This window comes from Streptomyces sp. NPDC021212 (assembly GCF_044332925.1).
Classification (GTDB): domain Bacteria; phylum Actinomycetota; class Actinomycetes; order Streptomycetales; family Streptomycetaceae; genus Streptomyces.
This window is the reverse complement of sequence record NZ_JBIRPZ010000005.1, coordinates 498,397-517,225: the sequence shown is the minus strand read 5'-3', so window position 1 is coordinate 517,225 and position 18,829 is coordinate 498,397. Positions and strand designations below refer to the sequence as shown.

Here is an 18,829-nt window from a genome sequence, read left to right as displayed (position 1 = left end):
GCAGTGTCCTCTGTGGCCTTGGCCTGTCCGCAGCGCCCGGACGACCCCGAACTCCTGCGCGAGGCGACGACGGACCTGCTCTCTTCGGACCCGACGGGGATGGTTTCGCGGAAGACCTGAAGGCCCGAGCCGCCCGCCTGGAGAGCTGGCTCCCCGACCGGTGCCGAAACGGCCGCGACCGGCCATCCTGCGGGTACCTTGATCTTGGCGGCTGGTGGAAGGGGCATGGAGATGTCCGAAAGCGACATCTGTTATCTGGACGCGACCGCGTTGGCGGAGCTGATTGCCACCCGGCAGGTATCCGCGGTGGAGGTGGTGCGGGCCTTCCTGGATCGCCTGGAGGCGGTCAACCCGCAGGTCAACGCCGTGGTGACGGTGCTTGGTGAGCAGGGGCTCGTCGCGGCTCGTGCCGCGGACGAGGCCATGGCGGCCGGCGACGCGGTGGGGCCGTTGCACGGTGTGCCGTTCACCGTCAAGGACTCGCTGGACGTGGCGGAAGCGGTGACCACGCGCGGCTCGGCACTGTTCCGGGACCATGTCCCGGTGGCGGACGCCACCGCGGTGGCCCGGCTACGGGCGGCCGGCGGCATTCCTCTGGCCAAGACGAACCTGCCCGAGTTCTCCTACTGGACCGAGACCGACAACCTGATCGTCGGCAGGTCCCGCAATCCGTGGAACGGCGAGCGGACTCCGGGTGGCTCCAGTGGCGGTGAGTCGGCCGCCATCGCCGCCGGGATGTCGCCGCTGGGACTGGGCAGCGACGTGGCCATCTCCGTGCGCGGCCCGGCCCACGACACCGGCATTCTCGCCCTCAAGGCGACCAGGGGCCGGGTACCGATCACGGGGCACTGGCCCCAGGTTCCCAGCCGCTACTGGCACGTCGGGCCGATGGCGCGCAGTGTGCGGGACATCGCCACCGCGTTTCACATTCTCGCCGGGCCCGACGGTGCCGATGGTCACGTATGGCACTCGCCGCCACACGCGGAGAGGCCGCGGGCCCTGGCCGGGTTGCGGGTGGGCTGGGCGGGTGAGCCCGCGTTCGGCCCGGTGGACCACGAGGTGATGGCCACCGTCACAGCCGCCGCCGACGCGTTGCGGGAGCTGGGCTGTGCGGTCGACCCCGCCCCGCCGGCCGGGCTGGAGGCGATCGACGCGACCGAGGTGAGCGCGGTGCTGTACACCGCCGAGGTGGCGCCGTACTTCCGGCAGGTGGTTGCCGACCGCGAGTCCGAAGTACACCCCGTCATCCGGCGGACGATCAGCGCCCCGGAGGTGGCACCCGCCGACTACGTCACCGCACAGCAGCAGGTCGACGCGCTCAGCTCGCTGTTCGCCGCATATTTCGAGCGCTACGACGCGCTGCTGTGCCCGGTGTGCCCCGTCCCCGCCCCACCGCATGCCCGGTCGACGTTCCGCGTCGGAGACGTGACCGTTCCGGCGCGCGGCATCATGCGCGCGACCGTTCCATTCAATCTCACCGGCCTGCCCGCCCTGTCGTTGCCATTCGGGACCACCACCGACGGTCTACCGATCGGCGTTCAGCTCGTCTCGCGCTGGTATGACGAGGCGACCGTTCTGCGCTTGGGCGCAGCTTTGGAGACGATCAGCCCCATCCGTCACCGCCGTCCTGACCTGGGTTGACGCGGGGACTGCCACAAGAGCTGTGCGCCGGCCCAGACGCCGGGACGACTCGATGCCCTTGCGGGCGAGGCGGTTCCGGATGCCACGGGAAGCAGGCCATCGTCGAAGGTGCCGGTAGTTGATGGCGGCGCGCACGGTGTCGAGCAGGAAGTCGGCCGCGTAGGACGGGAGAGCGGCAGCCGGCCCTCCGGGCAGGTACGAGGGATGGATGAAGACGGTGGCGCCACGACGTCCGCGCTCGGCCATGAGCGGCTCGAAGCCGGATCCCCCAGGTAGGTGGCCAGGACGGTTCTGACCAGCTCGGCTGAGCAGTCGTTGATCCGCTCCCCCAATTGGCGCGCCGGCCGACTGCCGAGCCCAGCCAGGCTCCGAGAGGTGATCCGTCGTGGTCGAGCAGCAGGCCGATGACCAGAGCCGCGCCGCCGCGGTTGATGTCAACGGCCCAGAGCACGTCCTCGGAGAGGGCCAGGATGTCGGCGATCAACTCCAGGAGCACGACGAACGCGGGCTGGAAGAAGTGCCGGACCACGTGCAGGGGGGCGGCCTTCGGGCCGGCCCCCGGCCGGGGGCCGGCCGTGCGCGCTGGATCAGCGAACCACAAAGTTCGCCCAAGAGATCCAATCAATGAGCGACCTGGCGGCCGATCTCGCCCTACATATTGACGTGATCCGTATATAGATCCTACCTTTCCGGGGCCTACTCCAGGAGTTCCAGCACGGTTCCCACAGGGAGGGACATGTCGGAGAACTTCCGCTCACCCATCCGGTCGCGCATCCGGGCGGCCCGAAGAGCCGCCGCCGTCGCGGCCGTCCTCGCCACCCTCGGCGCCGCCTTCGGCGCCCCGGCCGACGCCGTCGCACGAGGGCCCGCCGCCAGGGCGAACCCCGCCGATGTCTACGTCTCGCCCAACGGCGACGACCACGCACCCGGCACCCGTACCGCCCCCTTACGCACCCCGGAACGCGCCCGCGACCTCGTGCGCAAGCGCGCCCCGCACCAGACGTCCGACCTCACGGTGCACCTCGCGCCCGGTACGTACCGGCTCAGCCGGCCACTCGTCCTCGACGCCCGCGACTCCGGCCGCAACGGACACCGCGTCATCTGGCAGGGCAGCAAGGGCACCGTGTTCAGCGGCGGCCGCGCCGTCCAGGGGTGGAAGCCGGTCAAGGGCAGCGCCGGGCTGTGGTCGGCGCCCGCGCCCGCCGGGCTCGGCAACACCCGGCAGTTGTACGTGAACGGCGTCCGTGCCCAGCGGGCGCGCGGGACGATCCCCGTCACGCTGACCGCCACCGCCACCGGATACACCGCCTCCGCCGACACGCTCGCCCGCTGGCGCAACCGGTCGGACATCGAGTTCGTCTACCCCAGCGGCGAGGCGCTGTGGAACATCCAGCGCTACGGCCTCGGCCAGTGGACCGTGCCGCGCTGCCCTATCGCCTCCGCGAGCGGCACCACCATCACCATGGCCCAGCCGTGCTGGGACAACTCCACCAAGCGCGTGGAGTTCCCCGACATCCCCGGCCGCAGCATCAACATGGTCGGACCCGGCAAGCTCACCAACGGTGAACTGCCCGGCTACATCGAGAACGCGTACGAGGTCCTCGACCAGCCCGGCGAGTGGTACCTCGACCGGGCGAGCCACACCGTCTACTACCGCCCGCGTCCCGGTGAGAATCCGCGCACCGCCGACGTCGAGGCCCCGGCGCTGGAGAAACTGGTCGACGGGCGCGGCACCGGCGACGCCCCGCTGCACGACATCGCGCTGCGCTCCATCCAGCACTCCTACGCCACCTGGCTCACCCCCTCGACCCCCGAGGGCTTCTCGGAGGTCCAGGCTGGCTACACGGTGACCGGCGCGGACGGCTGGAAGACCCAGGGGCTGTGCCAGTACACCCCGGGCGGCACCTGCCCGTACGCGTCCTGGACCAAGATGCCCGGCAACGTGGCCATCAGCCACGGCAAGAACATCGAGTTCTCCGACGACGCGTTCACCCACCTCGGCGCGGCCGGGCTCGAGCTGGGCACCGGTACCAAGGACGCGACCGTACGCGGCAACGTCTTCACCGACATCTCCGGCAACGGAATGGAGATCGGCGGCGTCGACGCCCCGCAGCCCGGCACCGACGCGGACCTCACCCGCCGGGTCTCGGTGACCAACAACCACCTCTACGCACTCCCCCGCGAATACCTCGGCGGTGTCGCCATCCTCAACGGCTACACCCAGAACAACACCATCGCCCACAACCAGATCGACCACGTCGCCTACTCGGCGATCTCCATGGGCTGGGGCGGCTGGCCCGACAAGATCGGCAAACCGGCCACCGCCAATGTCTCCCACGACAACACGGTGTCCAACAACCTGATCTACGACTACATGCAGGCGCTCGACGACGGCGGCGGCATCTACACCCAGGGCCTGACCGGCACCTCCCTCGCCGACGGCGAGAAGGTCACCGGAAACGTCATCCACGACCAGTGGGGCCTGGGCAAGTCCGTCTACACCGACAACGGCTGCACCTACGTGACCGTCCAGGGCAATGTGCTCTACGGCGCGAGTTACGCCAACGTGGGCAGCAAACACGTCGACTACCGCGACAACCTCGGCAACAACGACCCCACCCTCATCGCGGACAACTACTGGGAGCAAGGCGACCCCGACGGCGACGCCAGGGGCGTGGTGACCAGCGGCAACCGCATCCTGACCGACCCGTCGAAGGCCCCCGCCGACATCGTGGCCGCGGCCGGTCTCGAACCGCGCTACCGGGGCCTGCTCGGGCGCACCTTCGCCGAGGTGTCGGTGCCCGAAGCCCCCACCCGGGTAGGCGACTTCGGGGCCGACGGCGCGGTGTACGTGGCGTGGAACGCGACGTACGCGGACGGCGGCGCCCCCGTCACCTCGTACACCGTCACCGCCTCGGGCGGGCCCCGCACCGTGTCCACCACCATCCCGGCCGCCCGCTTCAAGAGCACCGGGTACGCGGTGGTCCGCGGGCTCACCAACGGGACCCCGTACACGGTCACCGTCACCGCCCGCAACGCGGCGGGCGTCAGCGAGAAGTCCCTCCCCGCCGCGCCCGTGACTCCCAGCACCGGCTCCGGCACCCTCGCCGCCGCCCCCACCCCCCTCAAGCCGCGCGCCGAGGCCGGGGCCGCCACGGTGAGCTGGACCCCGCCCAAGGCCACCGGCGACACCCCGGTCATCGGCTACCGCGTCACGGTCTCCGACGGCCGCACCATCGAGGTCAGCGGCCGGGACGTGCTCGTCGGCCAGCCCTCGGCCAAGAACATGTTCCGGGTCGTTCCCGGCCTGCGCCCGGACACCGCGTACACCTTCTCCATCGCGGCGGTCACGGCCACCGGCACCGGCCCGGCGACCGAGGTGTCCGTCACGACCCCGTCGGCGTAACCCGCCCGGTGGTGGCACGGCTCGCCGTGCCACCACCGCCCGAGGGCGCCGTGACATAGCGGGTGAGCATGGCGACCAGTGGTCGTGGACCTCTGACATCATCCCGGCAGGCGCTAAGGGGTCTCCACCGTGTCGTCGGGCACCCAGCGCAGCACGTCGCCGGGCTGACAGCCGAGCGTGCGGCAGATCGCGTCGAGCGTCGTGAAGCGCACGGCCTTCGCGCGGCCGTTCTTGAGCACCGCGACATTGGCGGGCGTGATGCCGACGGCGGCGGCGAACTCACCGACCGACAGTTTGCGTTTGGCGAGCTGGACGTCGAGATCGACGATGATCGCCATCAGACCACCTCGGCGATCTCGGTCTGCAGATCCGTCGCCTTCCGCAAGAGGCTCCGCATGATGGCGATGAGCATCACGAACGACACCCCCAGGCCGGTACCCGTGACCGCGGCGCCCAGCGCGCCGATGACCTCCATTCCGTCGCTGGGAGAGGGAATGGCGGCCAGGGCCAGATGCCCGGCGACCCCGGACGCCAGCAGTGTCGCCACGACCGCGGATCCGATGATGGTGTCGACCCACCGGAAGGCCCGCGCAGTGAAGATCGCATCGCGCTGAACCATGGCGAGCAGCATCCACACCGCCACGAGCGCGACTTGGACGCAGACGATGCCGATGATCGCCACCGTCACATAGGGCGTGGCGAACGGGGCGTAGGGAGGAAAGCGGTCGACCTCATCGGCCGCCGTTGTGGGGATGACCACGATCTGACCGAAGAGCCCGGCCAAGACCGCTGTGGCGATGCCGACCCGGAGTGCGGCGATGAAGAAACGATGCATGTATCGATTATCGATACATATTTATCGAAAGTCAATCGATGTGTTTGCCCTGCGAGTGCGCGGGGCGGGCGTTCATGGAGATGGCGCCCAGGCCCCCTCGGTTCCTGTCCGAGGTCCCGGGCAACCTCAAATAGCCCTCTGAATTGCCACCATGACGGTTCGTCATCCACTCGACGGGACAATATTCATAGTGAGGAATGAACTGGGACGAAAGGTTGCATTCCGATGCGGGCCACATTACGGCCCACCGCCGATTCCACCATGCGCGCCTCGCGCGTGCGTGTCGCGGGCGAACCGCCCGACGACCCGGGCCGCCACCCCATCGAGCGCGCCATCATCAAGCTGTGCCGCACGCGCTCCCGGAGTACCTCCGACCTCCTCCACGAGGTGCAGACGCGGTCGCCTCGCCGCGGCCGAACGGGACGGCACGTTCCCCGCGCACGTCTTCGTCGAGGACCGTCCGCAGGTGCCGTTCACCCGTGATGAGGAGTCGGTGTGCCGTTGCCGACGAAGACGGCGTCGAAAGGGGCGGTGAACTTGCTGTCCCGGTCGCGGATGAGGAACCGGAAGCGCCCCGCTCTGTCGTCGAGGTTCATGAGCAGGTTTCGGGCAAGTTGGGTGACCCGCGCAGGCCAGAAGCGTGTGGGCCTGGGCACGGAGGAAGGAGCGCCAGGTCTGCCGGGAGGCTCGCTGCGGTGCGGGCGGTAGACCGGAGCGGCGCAGAACGCGCCGGATCGTGGCGGCGGCAACCCGATAGTCGAGCCGTCGAAGCTCACCTTGGATTCTCATGTATCCCCAGGTGGGGTTCTCTCGCGCCAAGCGCTGGATGAACGCCGCAATCTCCTCCGCAAGCGGTGGCCGACCGGGCACGGTTGGAGTTTGGTGCCATTTCCAGCGCACCAGACGACGGTGCCACGTCAGCAATGTGCCCGGTGTGACCACCCGATGGCAGCGTAAGACAGGTGGCAGGTGCCGGGCGAGAGCGGAGAGCACGGCACGATCAGCCCACGAGAACCGCGGCCGCTCGACCTGTCGGCGAAGCACCGCGACCTCATGGCGAAGCACGAGGATCTCGGCGTTGTTCGCGACGGTCGATCGGCTCAACAAGAGGAGGCAGGTCAGTAGTCGGCAGAAGATCAGGTAGAGCAGTCGCAGATCCACGATCACACCCTTCGGGTGAATGAAACCCGTCGGACAACTTCGGGCAATAACGAGCATTAAGATCTGGACAGCCCATTTGGCTGCTATAACTTCCTCCCTGGGTGGGCGCTACGGGGGAGGGCAGCCCCATGGCCGGTACGCACGGCATCCATGTCCACGGTGATGTCGAGGGCAGCCAAGTCGTCGTCGGCGACCATAACGTCGTCATCAACGCCGCGCTGGGCTCGTCCGTCAGCGTACGGAGCGAGGGCCCGCCGCCCACGCGGCGGCGCACCCGTCCCGCGGGCCGCGCACTGCCCGACCGCGCGCCCCGGCTACTGGGGCGTGATCGTGAGCTGGCCGCACTGGAGCGGTGGCTGGGGCAGGGCTACCCAGTGCAGGTCTACGGCCCACCCGGGACCGGGAAGTCCGTACTACTGCGCCGTTACGCCGCGGACGCCGCGACGAGCGGCCGAGACGTGGTGTATCTCCCGGCGGCGGGTGTGCCGGCCGAGGACCTCGTCCAGGAGCTCTTCCACGCCTGCTACGAGGCGGAGGACTACAAGCCGGAGCCGGCCAGGGTGCGCCGCCTGATGGGCTCGGTGCGGGCGCTGCTCGTCATCGACGACTTCCAGGGCTCGACCGCCGAGCTGGCCGAGCTGATGGACGCCGCGCCCGGATGCGATGTGCTGTTGGCCACCGCCGAGCGCCACACCTGGGACGAGGGGCGGGCGCTTCGCCTTGAGGGCCTCCAGGAGGAGCCCGCGCTCGCGCTGTTCGGGGAAGAGTTACGGCGGCCACTGCGCGACGAGGAGTACGAGGCGGCCAGACGGCTGGTCACGGCGGTCCGGGGCCATCCGCTGACGCTGGTGCAGGCGGCGGCGGACACGACCTTCGAGGTGGACGAGGACGCGCGGGTGACGGGGCTCGCGAACGGGCTCAGCGACGCCGCGTCCGTACTCCTGCGTCTGCTGGACGCGCTGTCCCCGCTGCCGCTGTCCGCGAAGCTGCTGCCGATCCTGGCGGGCGGCGTGGACAAGGCCGCGATCACGGAGCTGACCTCGCTGGCCCTCATCGGCTCCTCCGGCACGGGCTACCGCACCACCGGCCGCGTCGCCCACCTGGTCGCCGAGCGCACCGGCCCGGCCCGGGACGCGGCGAAACTGGCGCCCGCCCTGACAGCCTGGGCGGCCGCGACAACGGCCACCCGTCATGACATCGCCGCCGAAGCCCCCGTCGTCTGCCACGTCCTCGCGGCTGCGGCACGCGCCCGCGACCATGCGGCCGTCTGCGCCCTGGCCCGTACGACGGCCCCCGCCCTGGCCCGCTCCCTGCGCTGGGGCGCCTGGCACCAGGTCCTCGACCTGGGCGCGGCCGCGGCCCGCGCACTGGGCTCGGCCGCGGACGAGGCGTACTTCCGCCAGGAGGAGGAGGTGCGCAAGCGGGCGCTGGGCATGGTGGCTCTGGCGACGGCCGGCGGGGCGCTGGCCGCCGGGGCAGTGATCGGCCATATAGCGGGCACCGCGGGCCACGGCGGCGCGGCGGCCGGGAAGACGGGGTTCGCCGCTGCCGCCTCCAATCCGGCGGCGATCACCGCGGCGGTAGCCGCCTTGGTGGTCGGCGGGGTCTTCGCCGGGCTCGCCACCGCGGGCGACAGTCAGCCGCGGGCGAGGCCGACCCCCAGCGGGCAGGTCACCTCCCTGGCCGCGACCGGCACCCGGCCCCCGGTCCCGATCTCCACCGCGCCCCGGACCCCCACCCGGACCCCGTCGCCGAGCCGTACGTCCCCCCGCCCCCCGACCAAGGCCACGACACCCCCGTCGCCCACCCGGATCACCTCATCGCCGCCCACGGACCCCGGCCAGGGCCCCGTCAGATGTCAGCTCGATTTAGAGGGCACTATCACCTTGGGCGCGCCCGCAGGCGGCGAAGCCACAGACGACTACGCATGGGAGGAGTTCATGCAGTGCGACGACGAGCGGACCCTGACCGTCGACAAGGCGGATCCCGGCCACGTCGCATTCGGTGTGACTCCCACCTCCTGCCCCAAGACGGCCCATCCCGGTCAGGCGATCCGGGTCTCAGCCCCCTGCCGGTACACCGTCCGCTTCCATCCCCCTCAGTCGGCTGAGCCGGGTACCCAGTACCAGGCACACGTCATCATGCGCGACGACTGGGGCAGGCTGTCCATGACGCTGAGCGTGTACGGCACGGTGTCCGCCGCTTCCACGGCGGGCCCATCGAGCACAGCGCCAACTCCTCAGTAGACCCCGGCAAGGGCGCTACGATCGGCGCCCATCACAGGATCACATCGGGGTAGGTGCCGTGCGGTTGAGCGTCCGAGTCACGACCGCCGAGGGCTGCCCCGGCGTACACGACCTCTACCGCTGGCTGACCGAGGACCCCGACGTGGCGGGTGCGGCCGAGGTGGCACTGGTGGACGAGGACGACGACGCGGAGGCCCTGGTAAGCCTGGAGGTCATCCCCATCGTCGTCTCGAACCTGTGGGTGCCGACAACCGTGTCACCTATGCGGCCTGCTTGTATTCGTGAATGAGGCCACCGAGCCGATCAAGCCGGGAGACCATTGTCCGGTCGCTGGCACGTCCCGAACTCTTCGTCGACTGGCACTGGTTCAACCCGGCCGAACTCGTGCCGCTCGTGGAGGTGACGGGCGGACCGCTCACGGCACAGGACACCCTGGAGCGGCTTGCCACGCTCTCCCGGGCGATCGGCAAACAGCCCATCACGCTCCGCCGTGACCACGCGGGTTTCGTGGCCAACCGGCTGCAGTACGCGTTGCTGCGTGAGGCCTACGCGCTGGTGGAGGAGGGTGTCTGTGACGTGGCGGACGTCGACCGTGCCGTCGTCTCCGGCCTCGGGGCGCGTTGGGCCGCCATCGGCCCGTTCGCGTCCATGGACGCGGCGGGACTCGATGTCCACGAAGCCGTCGCCGAGCAGTTGTTCCCCCGGCTCTCCCGCTCGACCAAGGTTCCGGCCCTGCTGCGGGAGGCCCGCCGTGGTGGAGCCACCGGCATGAAGGGCGGCCGGGGCCTCCTGGGCGACTACCCGCCCGGAGCCGCAAGCAAGGTCGCCGCGCGACGACGAGGCCGCCCGGAAGGCCCGGGAGACGGGACTCGACCTGGGCACGGTTGCGGGCCCGGTCAATCCTTCCCGGTGAGCAGCCGGCGCGGATTGGCGACGCGGAAGGCGTACGCCGCGGCTCCGCCCAGACCGAAGCCGGGATGCCGTGGCGGCTCCGCGTAGGGCCGGTCCGAGCCCTGAACGACGGCGTCCACACCGAGGGCGCGGACGATCGCGTCGACGGCGCGCGGACCGTACGAGGACGTCTCGACGAAGACGCCCGGGTCCGCCTCCTCCTGCCCTCCGCCCCGGGCGGCGAAGCGCTCCCCGTGCAACGGGGCAAGCCCGGCCAGCAGCGCAAAGCACACCCGCAGGCGCGGATGGCGCGGCCGGCCGAAGGCCCGGAAGGCGAACCAGGCGGCGTGCATCTGCTGGACGTAGGGCACCATGGCCGACCACCAGCCGGGCCCGTCGGAACCTCCCGGCGCAGGGCCCGGGTGGACGAACAGCGGGAGGTCGCGCTCTTCGAGGAGATCCAGCAGCGGGGCGCAGCGTGCGTAACCGGCCGCGTCGGCCAGGGCGTTCGCCGGGAGCTGCAGGCCGACGAAGCCCCGGTCGAGGTCCTTGACCGTCGCGTCCGCGTCGACGTCCCGTACACAGGTGGCGGCCCAGGCGCCGAACGGCTCGGGGAGTTCGGCCACTCCGTCGTGGTAGGCGTCGAGCAGAGGCCGCGCCTGGGCCGGGGGCAGCCATTCCACGCCGATCGGGGCGGACAGCGAGACGAGCGCCCGACCGAGACCGTCGGAGGCGGCGAGTTCCGTACGGCGGGCGATGTCGTGGTCGGCGGGTGGGACGTCGTAGGGCGGCTCACCGTGCAGGAACAGGGTCCAGCCGTCCAGGTACGGCGGTTGCCGGCGGGACCGCAGGGCCGCCACCAGGGACGGGGTCCACAGATGCTGGTGTACGTCGACGTTGGTCATGACGATCCTTCCACCAAGGCGCGCAGTGTCCTCCGCACGTCATCGGACCCCAGGATGTCGCGGTTCACCGTCTCCACATCCACCCCGTGCGGCCGGTCGTCGTCCAGGCGGGGCACGACCTTCCGGATCGCGCGGTGCAGGACCTCCGGTCCTCGTCCCAGGGCAGAGGGCGCCGCCAGATCCACCGCCTGCGCGGCGACCACGGCCTCCACGGCGAGCAGTTGGCGCAGGTGGGTGAGCATCGGCGTCAGCCGCCGTGCGCCGAGGGCCGCGTTGGTCGAGTCGTCCTCGACGGCATCCGCGCCGTGGCGGGAGTCGGTGGACACGGGTGCGGACAGCATGCGGATCTCGGCGACGAGCGCCTGCGCCGTCTTGACCAGCGGTGCGAAGCCCGAGCGCTCCGGACCGTATGGCGACAGGTTCGCGGGCAGTCCGCTGACCGAAGGGTCGAGCAGCCGCCGCATGCGCTCGGCGGAGATCGACGCGATCTGTGTCAGGGCCAGGGCGAGGGTGTCGAAGGCGAGGGCCAGGGCCGGGGTGTGGAAGTTGCCGGACGAAAGGATCTCGTCGGTGCCGGCCAGAATCACCGGATTGTCCCCGGAACCGTTGAGCTCCGGGGCGAGCGCGTCGTCGGCGAAGTCCAGCGTCGCGTGCAGAGCCCCGTGCACCTGAGCCGCGCAGCGCAGGCTGACGGGGTCTTGGACCCGCCGTGCGTGCCGGGGATCGCCCAGCTCACCGCCGTCCAGCAGGGCGAGCAGCTCGCCCGCCGCGCGGGACTGACCGGGAGCGGGACGCAGGCCCAGCACCCGGGCGTCGAGGGGGCTGGTGTTCGCCCGGAAGCCTTCGTAGGTCAGTGCCGTGACCGCCTGGGCCAGGGTGAGGACGGCGGCCGCCTCGTGCAGGGCGAGCGCACCCTGCCCGGCCGCCAACGGGCTTGCGCTGCACAGCACATGCCCGTCCTTGGGGCCGAGTTCGGCCGGGGTGAGACCGGCCCGGCGCAGTGCCGTGGCGCCGTCGACCACCTCGCCGCCCAACTCGGCGCTGCCCTCACCGATGACCACCAGACCGACATGGGCCATCTGACACAGATCGGAGGCGCCGATCGAGCCCACCTCGGGGATCACCGGATGCAGCCGCGAGTTGAGCATGTCGATGAGCAGCCGCGGGATCTCCGGCCGCACGCCGCTGCCACCGCCCGCGATTCCGTTGACGCGGGCGAGGAGGGCGGCGCGGACGACGGAGGCGGGCAGCGGATCGCCGACCGCGTTGGCCCGCCCCCGGACCGTACGGACGCTGAACAGCTCGAGTTCGTCGCGGGGCAGTGCGTACGATGAGCGGGTGCCCAGCCCCGTCGTCAGGCCGTAGGTCGGCACCTGGTGGTCGACGACGTCGTCCACCACGGCCCGTTCGCGCTCCAGTCGGGGCAACACCTCGTCCGCCAGGGCGACTTGTGCGCTGTGACGGGCGACGGCGACGACATCGTCGTAGGACAACGTTTTCCCGTCGACGACGACCTCTGTCATGAGAACCGCAGTTTCTGACCGAGACCGCGCTCTTCGGCCTTCCTGAGCATGGCCGCGCCCAGCGCGATGTCGGAGAGGGAGAGGCCGCGGTGCCAGAACAGGTTCGTCTCCTGAGCGCTCTCCCGGCCGGGCTTCTTGCCGACGACGATCTCGCCCAACTCCCCGTGCAGGTTGTCCTTGTTGAGCTTGCCGGAGTCCACGTGCCGGCGCAGCGCGCCGAACGGCCCGGCGTGTGCCTGGCCCCAGTCGTCCATCACGATCTTGTCCATGATGTCCGTGAGATCGAACTCGACGGCGCTGTGCACCCCGTAGGGCACGACCAGCGAACCGGGGGCGATCCACTCGGTCTTCAGCAGCGGCTGCGGACTTTCCAGGCGGGACGCCTCCACCACGATGTCCGCGCCCTCCACGCAGCTCTTCCAGTCCTCGGTGACGATGACGGGCTTGCCGAGCTCCCGCTCCAGCCGCTCGGCGAAGGCCTCCCGACTCTCGGGGCGGCGCGAGTGGACGCGTATCTCGTCGAGGTCGAAGATCCGGTCGAGCAGCCGGACGTTCCAGTACGAGGTGGCGCGGGCGCCGATGTGACCGAGCACCTTGGCGTCCCGGCGGGCCAGGTGACGTGCGCCGAGCGCGGTGAGGGCGCCGGTACGCATCTCGGTGATGGCGGTGGCGTCCAACACGGCCACGGGCATGCCGCTGCGGGGGTTGAAAAGGTTGAGCAGCGCCATCTCCGAGGGCAGACCCTGCTTGTAGTTCTCGACGTAGTCGCCCACGATCTTGACTCCGGCCAGCGCGAGCGGGGCGATATAGCCGCGCAGGACGTTGAAATGACCTTTGAAGGCGGGATCGGGCACGAGGTGGACGCGCGGCTCGATGACCGTCTCGCCGAGGCCCTGGGCGCGCAGCCCTTCCTCGACGGCGTCGAGTATCTCGATGTCGGTCAATTCGAGCTGCTCGATGTCCGAGCCGTTCAGGAAGGTGAACCAGACCGGTTCCACGGGGTGTCTCCCTATGTCTGAGCTGGAGTTTTGCACGGCACATCATGCGTACAAGGTGACCATTGCGGATGCGTACAAGGTGACTATTCCGGGCACCCCTGGCCTGATTTCGCATGAACGTAACGCGCAGTTTACAAACACGCATTGACTGCTCATTCAGTCACCCATAACTCTGCACGAATATATGCAGTCGGGTAAGGGGTAGCCTTGATCAGATTCGACGCGGTGAGCAAGAATTATTCAAACGTGACCACAGCCGTGGACGAATTGTCCCTGGAACTGGCCGAGGGCGGCATCACGGTGCTGGTCGGTCCTTCCGGCTGCGGCAAGACCACGACCCTGCGCATGATCAACCGCATGGTGGAGCCGACGGCGGGGACGGTGAGCCTGCGCGGCAGGGTCTGGTTCTTCTGCCGACCCGACGGACAACCGCTCCGGCCCCAGACCGTCCTGGACCGATTCCGCAAACGCACCAAAGAAGCTGGAGTCCCCCGCATCGACGCCCGCAGCAGCCGCCATCAAGGTCTGTACGACGCCGTACGCGGAAGCGGTCAAGTGGCACATGGAGCATCTTCGACGCGGTGCATCGCGCCCCACCGAACAACGCAACTACCCAGGTTTCGAATCTATGAGACCGCTACCAGCATCCGGCATCTGACCAGGGCGGATGTAATATTTGGCACCCACAGCCTCCCCGAGGCCGCACTCGACTTTCGCGTCCTCGCGTCCTCGCGCGCCGCGAGCTCGGCGGAGAGGTCCTCGTGCTCCGCGTCGCATCCGCAGTGCTCACTCAGCCGGTACTCCACCTGCGCCAGGTCCGGGCCCAGCACCGTCAGCAACGCATGTGATCTCGAACGCCGTATGGAACATGCCTTGGTACTTTTGTGACATGGAATCCTGGCTGAAGGACCTACTCACCCAAATCGATGAGGCGACGGCCAAACTGATTGCGGCGGCCGACGGCCTGACCGACAAACAGGTCAGTGAACCGTCGTTGCTGTCCGGCTGGTCCCGCGGCCACGTCCTCACCCACATCGCCCGCGCCGCTGAGGCTCACCGAAACCTGTTGGAGGCAGTCGGCACCGGGACCGACATCCCCGCCTACGCGAGTCAAGAAGCCCGCGACAGGTCGATCGAGAACGGTGCGAGCCGACCGCTCGCCGAGCAAGTAGCCGACATTGAACGGACGGCGGCGGCATTCCGGGCCGCCGCCGTCACAACACCCGATGACGCGTGGACGACCCGTGTCACCATCCTGCACCTTGAGCCGTTCCCGGCCAGCCAGGTTGTCCTACGCAAGCTCGTCGAGCTCGAACTGCATCACGTCGACCTGAACGCGGGCTACCGGCCGGCCGACTGGCCTGTCACCTTCAAGCCGCTGGAGTTGCCCGAACCCATGCGAAGCCAGGCCACCGACCGCATGTCCTGGTTCGCCACGAAGTAACTGCGACCGCACACGTCCGAACACAGCGCAACACCTGGTATCAGCCGGACTTCCACCGGGGTGCCTTGCCGGAAACCTCATCCGTGCAGGTCACGCCGCATTTCGGTACTCATGGAGGATTGCGCTTGCCGTAAATGTCGTCCGCCCTGGTGGGAGGGGGTGTGCGCGGTGTACCGGAGGTCGACCGGCGAAGTCGCCGAAACAGGCGCTCTCGCGAGGCTGGCGCTCACCGCGGCAAGATGATCGACCGTGCTGCTGCGACTGGCTTACCCCGGCGTGACGAACGCGTTCGCGATGCTTCGCCTGCTGCCGATGGCCGACCGGGACAAGTGCGCGGAGATCCTCGCGCTGCGCCACCAGGTCACCGTGTTGGAACGTCAACTCGGCAAGGGCAAGATGAGGTTCACGCCCAGCGATCGGGCGTTCCTGGCGGCGCTGCTGCACCGGCTGCCACTTCACCTCCTGCGAAGATTACGGCTGCTCGTACGCCCCGACACGGTGCTGCGTTGGCACCGCACCCTCGTCGCACGCCGCCAAGCCGCCTCCTGCCGGCCCAAGCGTCCGGGACGGCCGCGCACGGTGCACTCGATCCGCGTCCTGGTGCTGCGGCTGGCGAAGGAGAACCCGCCCTGGGGGTACAGGCGTCCGCACGGCGAGCGACAGGAAGTTCCCCACCCTCTTCGGTGACGTCCTCAAGGACGCGGGGATCAACGTCGTCCTCAGCGGCATCCAGATGCCAAGGATGAACTCGATCACGGAGCGCTGGATACAGACCTGTCGCCGCGAGCTCCTGGACCGGACGTTGATCTGGAACCAGCGACACCTTCTGCACGCCCTGCGCGAGTTCGAGCAGTTCTACAACCGACACCGGCCACACCAGGGCATCGCCAACGCCAGACCACTGCCCCCTTGCCTCCACCGATCGACGAACCGGACACGATAGCCCGCCTCGCCATACGTCGACGCGATCGCCTCGGTCCGTCGACAGTCCACCTTGCCACCACAGGCGGGGGTCGCCGTGTCGGGCAGTGGGTCGCAACGACAGTTCCGCTTCCCCGGGGGGCTCACCCGGGTCGGGGCACGCGTTCTGCGGCCGGGAATTCACGGTTACGCATAAGTCATGAATACAAAAGGCACTTACCCACAAAAACGCCCCAACCTCCGACTATATCGTGCATATATTCGACGCTGACATCAGGCCCCTGGAAAGTATTGTGATTTCCTGGGATCGTCCGTGATGCGCGGCGCGGCGCAGGGATCCCACGATAAGTTGCGTATAGCAGGTACTTGCGGATTGGCATATACCCTTGGGCCGCTCGCTGCTTTGGCGCAATCTAGCGGGTGTCGGCGCTACTCATGCTTTGCTCTTCAAGTGCTCGCTTACTGTTCACTCGTCGCCGTTTCTGGGCATACTCGATCGAAGGAGTAGTTGTGCCTATAGCCGTCAACGACGTGGAAACATTCCATAGGGCGCTGCTCATGCAATCCGGAATCAGCATGGCCGTGATCGACGCAGAGGGGGGAATTCTGTGGGCGAGCCCCAGTTTCCTTCATTACTTCTCGGGAGCGGGAGAGAAAGTCATCGGGGAGCATCTCTCCGGTTTCATTCATCCGGGAGCGAAGGAGCATTTGGGTTATTTGATGGCTGAAGTTCTGGAGGGTCGGCGGATCCGATTCTCCGAGGAAGTCGCCATGGCTCGGGGGAACGGGGGGTTCGTCGTTGGAACCCTGGTGGGTGTGGCCGTGAGCGGATTCGAGGGAGGCCCTGGTCTGATCGCTTTATGGCAGCCGGACGGTAGCTTGACGGTGAGCGCGAGCGATAAGAGCAAAAAGGCCACTGTGAGCGAGATGGGCCGCAGGATCCTAGAGGGTGTGGCGCGCGGCCTCTCCACCGCCAAACTGGCATCCCAGCTCCACATGAGCAAGAACGGTATCTCGTACCATCTTGGCGAGTTAATGAGGCAATTCCAGGCCGACAACCGGACCGAGTTGGTCTCCAGGGCTTATGCGGTGGGCCTGCTCAAGGTCGGAACGTGGCCGCCGGTCACCTGACACTACATTCCTCCGACTCGAAAGGTGATGCATTCCGTGCCCACGCCTGTGACATACCACAGTCTTCCGGGATCCGACGCTCCGGTCCGATTGATCGCTTTCCATCACGCCGGGGGATCGGCCTCCTCGTTTCTGCCGGTACTGAAGGAGCTTCCGGACGGCTGTGGTGGATTCCTCTTTGAGCTCGGAGGGCGGTTCGGTGAGTCGGAAAGTGCGCCAGCCGCCGATTTTCATTCGGCGTATGAGCGGTTCCTTCCGGACTTTCTCCGCCTTGTCGACCGGCCAACCGTGGTGATCGGGCACAGCCTCGGCGCCCTGTTCGCGCACAATCTTGTCGCGGCGCTTCCGCCCGACCGGGCGGCGCTGGTCAAGACGCTTGTGGTCTCCGCGTCCAAGGGGCCGGTGGTGGCCGCCGGGGAGGCTTCGATGCCCGCCGCTCCATTCCTTGTGCGGTCCGCCTCCAGCGTCATGGAGGATCTGCGTACGTTCGGCGGCACCGCCCCGGAGTTCCTGGAGGACCCGGAGTTCGCGGAAGCCGCCGTCAGCCAGCTCGGGCACGATCTGCACCTGGCCGATACCTACATCCTGCCGCCCGGTCCACCATCCAGGGTGCCGTACCTGGTCTGGTACGGGCTGGACGACTTCACCCTGGCCGAGGCGGACCGGCTGGCCTGGTCCGAGTCGTGTGCTCAGCAGCCGGACCACGAGGGATTCCCCGGTGGCCATTTCTATCTCTTCGACAGGCCGGAACCGGCGGTCCGGCTTCGGGAACTGACCGACAGGCTAGCCGCGGAGGGTTTCCGGTGATCGGATGTTTGGTAGGTTCCGAACACCTTCGGCCCACACAGAAAGGGGACACCGAGTGACTGGGACTACCGGCGGGCAGCCGCTGACGCCCTGGCTGTTCACCACCGGAACGTCGTCGTTCATGGAGTTCATAGAGAGGTACGACCCGGACCTGATGCCCGGTCGCGGGAAGCGTGCCGCCGGAGCCCCAGGGCTGACAGAGGATCAGATTCCCCACGGTACCACCGTGCTGGCCCTCACCTATGCGGACGGTGTGATGATGGCCGGTGACCGGCGCGCGACGATGGGAAATCTCATCGCTCAGCGTGATCTGGAAAAGGTGTATCCCGCGGACGAACACACGGCGGTGGCATTCGCAGGAACCGTAGGTCTCGCGCTGGACATGGTGAAGCTCTACCAGGTCGAGCTGGCCCACTTCGAAAAGGTCGAGGGTACGACGATGACCCTGGACGGCAAGGCCAACCGGCTGGCCACCATGATCCGGAACAACCTCGGCCAGGCCATGCAGGGTCTCACCGTGGTACCCATGCTCGCCGGGTACGACCTACTCGCCCCGGAGGGCAAGCAGGGTCGGATCTTCAGCTACGACGTGACCGGCGGACCGTACGAGATGCAGGACTTCCACAGCGTGGGGTCCGGTTCTCCCTATGCCCGGGGAGCGTTGAAGAAACTCTACCGGCCAGGGCTCTCGCGCCGGGAAGCCGCGCTGGCCGCGCTCCAGGCGCTGTACGACGCGGCGGACGACGACACGGCGACCGGCGGCCCGGACATCTCCCGGCGGATATTCCCGATCGTCGCGTCGATCACCGAGGAAGGCTACGAGCGGATGGACGAGGCGAATACCGAGGAACTGAGTCGTCTGGTGGTCGAGCAGCGGTCACGCCAGCCGGAAGGACCCACTGTCGCCCTGTGAACCGGCA

16 protein-coding genes and 3 pseudogenes are annotated in these 18,829 nt (G+C 68.6%); 12 read left to right on the top strand and 7 right to left on the bottom strand.

From position 1 onward, the window contains the following. Positions 1 to 225: 225 nt before the first annotated feature. Positions 226 to 1,641, top strand: a complete 1,416-nt coding sequence (locus ACH4SI_RS17050; RefSeq protein WP_398296506.1) for an amidase — start codon at positions 226 to 228, stop codon at positions 1,639 to 1,641. Between the two features lie 12 nt (positions 1,642 to 1,653). Here ACH4SI_RS17050 and ACH4SI_RS17045 read toward each other — a convergent pair. Then, positions 1,654 to 1,761: pseudogene (locus tag ACH4SI_RS17045) on the bottom strand (IS5/IS1182 family transposase); the annotation flags it as partial. 265 nt (positions 1,762 to 2,026) lie between these two features. Between ACH4SI_RS17045 and ACH4SI_RS17040 the strand changes: the two are divergent. Together ACH4SI_RS17040 and ACH4SI_RS17035 are read left to right on the top strand one after the other, a co-directional pair. Further along, the gene (locus ACH4SI_RS17040; RefSeq protein WP_398296505.1) at positions 2,027 to 2,269 is read left to right on the top strand and encodes a hypothetical protein; all 243 of its coding nucleotides are present in this window, start codon (positions 2,027 to 2,029) and stop codon (positions 2,267 to 2,269) included. A 108-nt stretch (positions 2,270 to 2,377) separates the two neighbouring features. Continuing rightward, positions 2,378 to 5,047 (top strand): fibronectin type III domain-containing protein, encoded by a 2,670-nt coding sequence (locus tag ACH4SI_RS17035; protein WP_398296504.1) that lies wholly within the window; start codon positions 2,378 to 2,380, stop codon positions 5,045 to 5,047. A 113-nt stretch (positions 5,048 to 5,160) separates the two neighbouring features. On the opposite strand, the gene ACH4SI_RS17030 is transcribed toward ACH4SI_RS17035, so the two are convergent. From ACH4SI_RS17030 to ACH4SI_RS17020, 3 genes are all read right to left on the bottom strand, one after another. Beyond that, positions 5,161 to 5,385, bottom strand: coding sequence for a helix-turn-helix domain-containing protein (locus ACH4SI_RS17030; protein WP_398296503.1), 225 nt, complete (start codon positions 5,383 to 5,385; stop codon positions 5,161 to 5,163). Further along, positions 5,385 to 5,882: a DUF2975 domain-containing protein gene (locus ACH4SI_RS17025; protein WP_398296502.1), complete on the bottom strand. Its 498-nt coding sequence runs from the start codon at positions 5,880 to 5,882 to the stop codon at positions 5,385 to 5,387. The genes ACH4SI_RS17030 and ACH4SI_RS17025 overlap by 1 nt, the downstream gene beginning before the upstream one ends. A gap of 473 nt (positions 5,883 to 6,355) precedes the next feature. Then, positions 6,356 to 6,478: a hypothetical protein gene (locus ACH4SI_RS17020; RefSeq protein ID WP_398296501.1), complete on the bottom strand. Its 123-nt coding sequence runs from the start codon at positions 6,476 to 6,478 to the stop codon at positions 6,356 to 6,358. Between the two features lie 693 nt (positions 6,479 to 7,171). Between ACH4SI_RS17020 and ACH4SI_RS17015 the strand changes: the two genes are divergently transcribed. The 3 genes from ACH4SI_RS17015 to ACH4SI_RS17005 all read left to right on the top strand — a co-directional run bounded on the left by ACH4SI_RS17015 (position 7,172) and on the right by ACH4SI_RS17005 (position 10,288). After that, entirely contained in the window at positions 7,172 to 9,289 is a 2,118-nt protein-coding gene (locus ACH4SI_RS17015) for a hypothetical protein (protein WP_398296500.1), read from the top strand. A 64-nt stretch (positions 9,290 to 9,353) separates the two neighbouring features. Next, complete coding sequence (locus tag ACH4SI_RS17010) at positions 9,354 to 9,578, top strand: hypothetical protein (protein ID WP_398296499.1); 225 nt, start codon at positions 9,354 to 9,356, stop codon at positions 9,576 to 9,578. Then, a complete protein-coding gene (locus tag ACH4SI_RS17005) occupies positions 9,575 to 10,288 on the top strand; it encodes a 3-hydroxyacyl-CoA dehydrogenase family protein (RefSeq protein ID WP_398296498.1) in 714 nt (237 codons plus the stop codon). Before ACH4SI_RS17010 ends, ACH4SI_RS17005 begins: the two co-directional genes overlap by 4 nt. On the opposite strand, the gene ACH4SI_RS17000 is transcribed toward ACH4SI_RS17005, so the two are convergent. Genes ACH4SI_RS17000 through ACH4SI_RS16990 form a run of 3 tightly spaced genes read right to left on the bottom strand, consistent with a single transcriptional unit; the run spans position 10,186 to position 13,606 of the window. Next, on the bottom strand, positions 10,186 to 11,085 hold the full coding sequence (locus tag ACH4SI_RS17000) for an amidohydrolase family protein (protein ID WP_398296497.1): 900 nt from the start codon (positions 11,083 to 11,085) through the stop codon (positions 10,186 to 10,188). The genes ACH4SI_RS17005 and ACH4SI_RS17000 overlap by 103 nt on opposite strands. After that, the gene (gene hutH / locus ACH4SI_RS16995) at positions 11,082 to 12,608 is read right to left on the bottom strand and encodes a histidine ammonia-lyase (protein ID WP_398296496.1); all 1,527 of its coding nucleotides are present in this window, start codon (positions 12,606 to 12,608) and stop codon (positions 11,082 to 11,084) included. The genes ACH4SI_RS17000 and hutH overlap by 4 nt, the downstream gene beginning before the upstream one ends. Beyond that, on the bottom strand, positions 12,605 to 13,606 hold the full coding sequence (locus ACH4SI_RS16990) for an ornithine cyclodeaminase family protein (RefSeq protein WP_398296495.1): 1,002 nt from the start codon (positions 13,604 to 13,606) through the stop codon (positions 12,605 to 12,607). Before ACH4SI_RS16990 ends, hutH begins: the two co-directional genes overlap by 4 nt. A gap of 207 nt (positions 13,607 to 13,813) precedes the next feature. Between ACH4SI_RS16990 and ACH4SI_RS16985 the strand changes: the two are divergent. From ACH4SI_RS16985 to prcB, 6 genes and pseudogenes are all read left to right on the top strand, one after another. After that, positions 13,814 to 14,005 (top strand): annotated as a pseudogene (locus ACH4SI_RS16985) (ATP-binding cassette domain-containing protein); the annotation flags it as partial. Between the two features lie 490 nt (positions 14,006 to 14,495). Continuing rightward, positions 14,496 to 15,050, top strand: a complete 555-nt coding sequence (locus tag ACH4SI_RS16980) for a maleylpyruvate isomerase family mycothiol-dependent enzyme (protein WP_398296494.1) — start codon at positions 14,496 to 14,498, stop codon at positions 15,048 to 15,050. Positions 15,051 to 15,299: 249 nt separating this feature from the next. Then, positions 15,300 to 16,028, top strand: a pseudogene (locus ACH4SI_RS16975) (integrase core domain-containing protein); the annotation flags it as partial. A 453-nt stretch (positions 16,029 to 16,481) separates the two neighbouring features. Continuing rightward, positions 16,482 to 17,102: a LuxR C-terminal-related transcriptional regulator gene (locus ACH4SI_RS16970; RefSeq protein WP_398296493.1), complete on the top strand. Its 621-nt coding sequence runs from the start codon at positions 16,482 to 16,484 to the stop codon at positions 17,100 to 17,102. A gap of 27 nt (positions 17,103 to 17,129) precedes the next feature. Next, the gene (locus ACH4SI_RS16965; RefSeq protein WP_398296492.1) at positions 17,130 to 17,909 is read left to right on the top strand and encodes a thioesterase II family protein; all 780 of its coding nucleotides are present in this window, start codon (positions 17,130 to 17,132) and stop codon (positions 17,907 to 17,909) included. 4 nt (positions 17,910 to 17,913) lie between these two features. After that, positions 17,914 to 18,822 (top strand): proteasome subunit beta, encoded by a 909-nt coding sequence (gene prcB, locus ACH4SI_RS16960; protein WP_398296491.1) that lies wholly within the window; start codon positions 17,914 to 17,916, stop codon positions 18,820 to 18,822. Positions 18,823 to 18,829 lie beyond the last annotated feature (7 nt).

Coding starts and splice junctions, on each gene's coding strand:
- ACH4SI_RS17050 (WP_398296506.1), top strand. CDS start 226: ATGGAGATGTCCGAAAGCGACATCTGTTATCTGGACGCGACCGCGTTG.
- ACH4SI_RS17035 (WP_398296504.1), top strand. CDS start 2,378: ATGTCGGAGAACTTCCGCTCACCCATCCGGTCGCGCATCCGGGCGGCC.
- ACH4SI_RS17030 (WP_398296503.1), bottom strand. CDS start 5,385: ATGGCGATCATCGTCGATCTCGACGTCCAGCTCGCCAAACGCAAACTG.
- ACH4SI_RS17025 (WP_398296502.1), bottom strand. CDS start 5,882: ATGCATCGTTTCTTCATCGCCGCACTCCGGGTCGGCATCGCCACAGCG.
- ACH4SI_RS17020 (WP_398296501.1), bottom strand. CDS start 6,478: ATGAACCTCGACGACAGAGCGGGGCGCTTCCGGTTCCTCATCCGCGAC.
- ACH4SI_RS17015 (WP_398296500.1), top strand. CDS start 7,172: ATGGCCGGTACGCACGGCATCCATGTCCACGGTGATGTCGAGGGCAGC.
- ACH4SI_RS17005 (WP_398296498.1), top strand. CDS start 9,575: ATGAGGCCACCGAGCCGATCAAGCCGGGAGACCATTGTCCGGTCGCTG.
- ACH4SI_RS17000 (WP_398296497.1), bottom strand. CDS start 11,085: ATGACCAACGTCGACGTACACCAGCATCTGTGGACCCCGTCCCTGGTG.
- hutH (WP_398296496.1), bottom strand. CDS start 12,608: ATGACAGAGGTCGTCGTCGACGGGAAAACGTTGTCCTACGACGATGTC.
- ACH4SI_RS16980 (WP_398296494.1), top strand. CDS start 14,496: ATGGAATCCTGGCTGAAGGACCTACTCACCCAAATCGATGAGGCGACG.
- ACH4SI_RS16965 (WP_398296492.1), top strand. CDS start 17,130: ATGCATTCCGTGCCCACGCCTGTGACATACCACAGTCTTCCGGGATCC.
- prcB (WP_398296491.1), top strand. CDS start 17,914: ATGTTTGGTAGGTTCCGAACACCTTCGGCCCACACAGAAAGGGGACAC.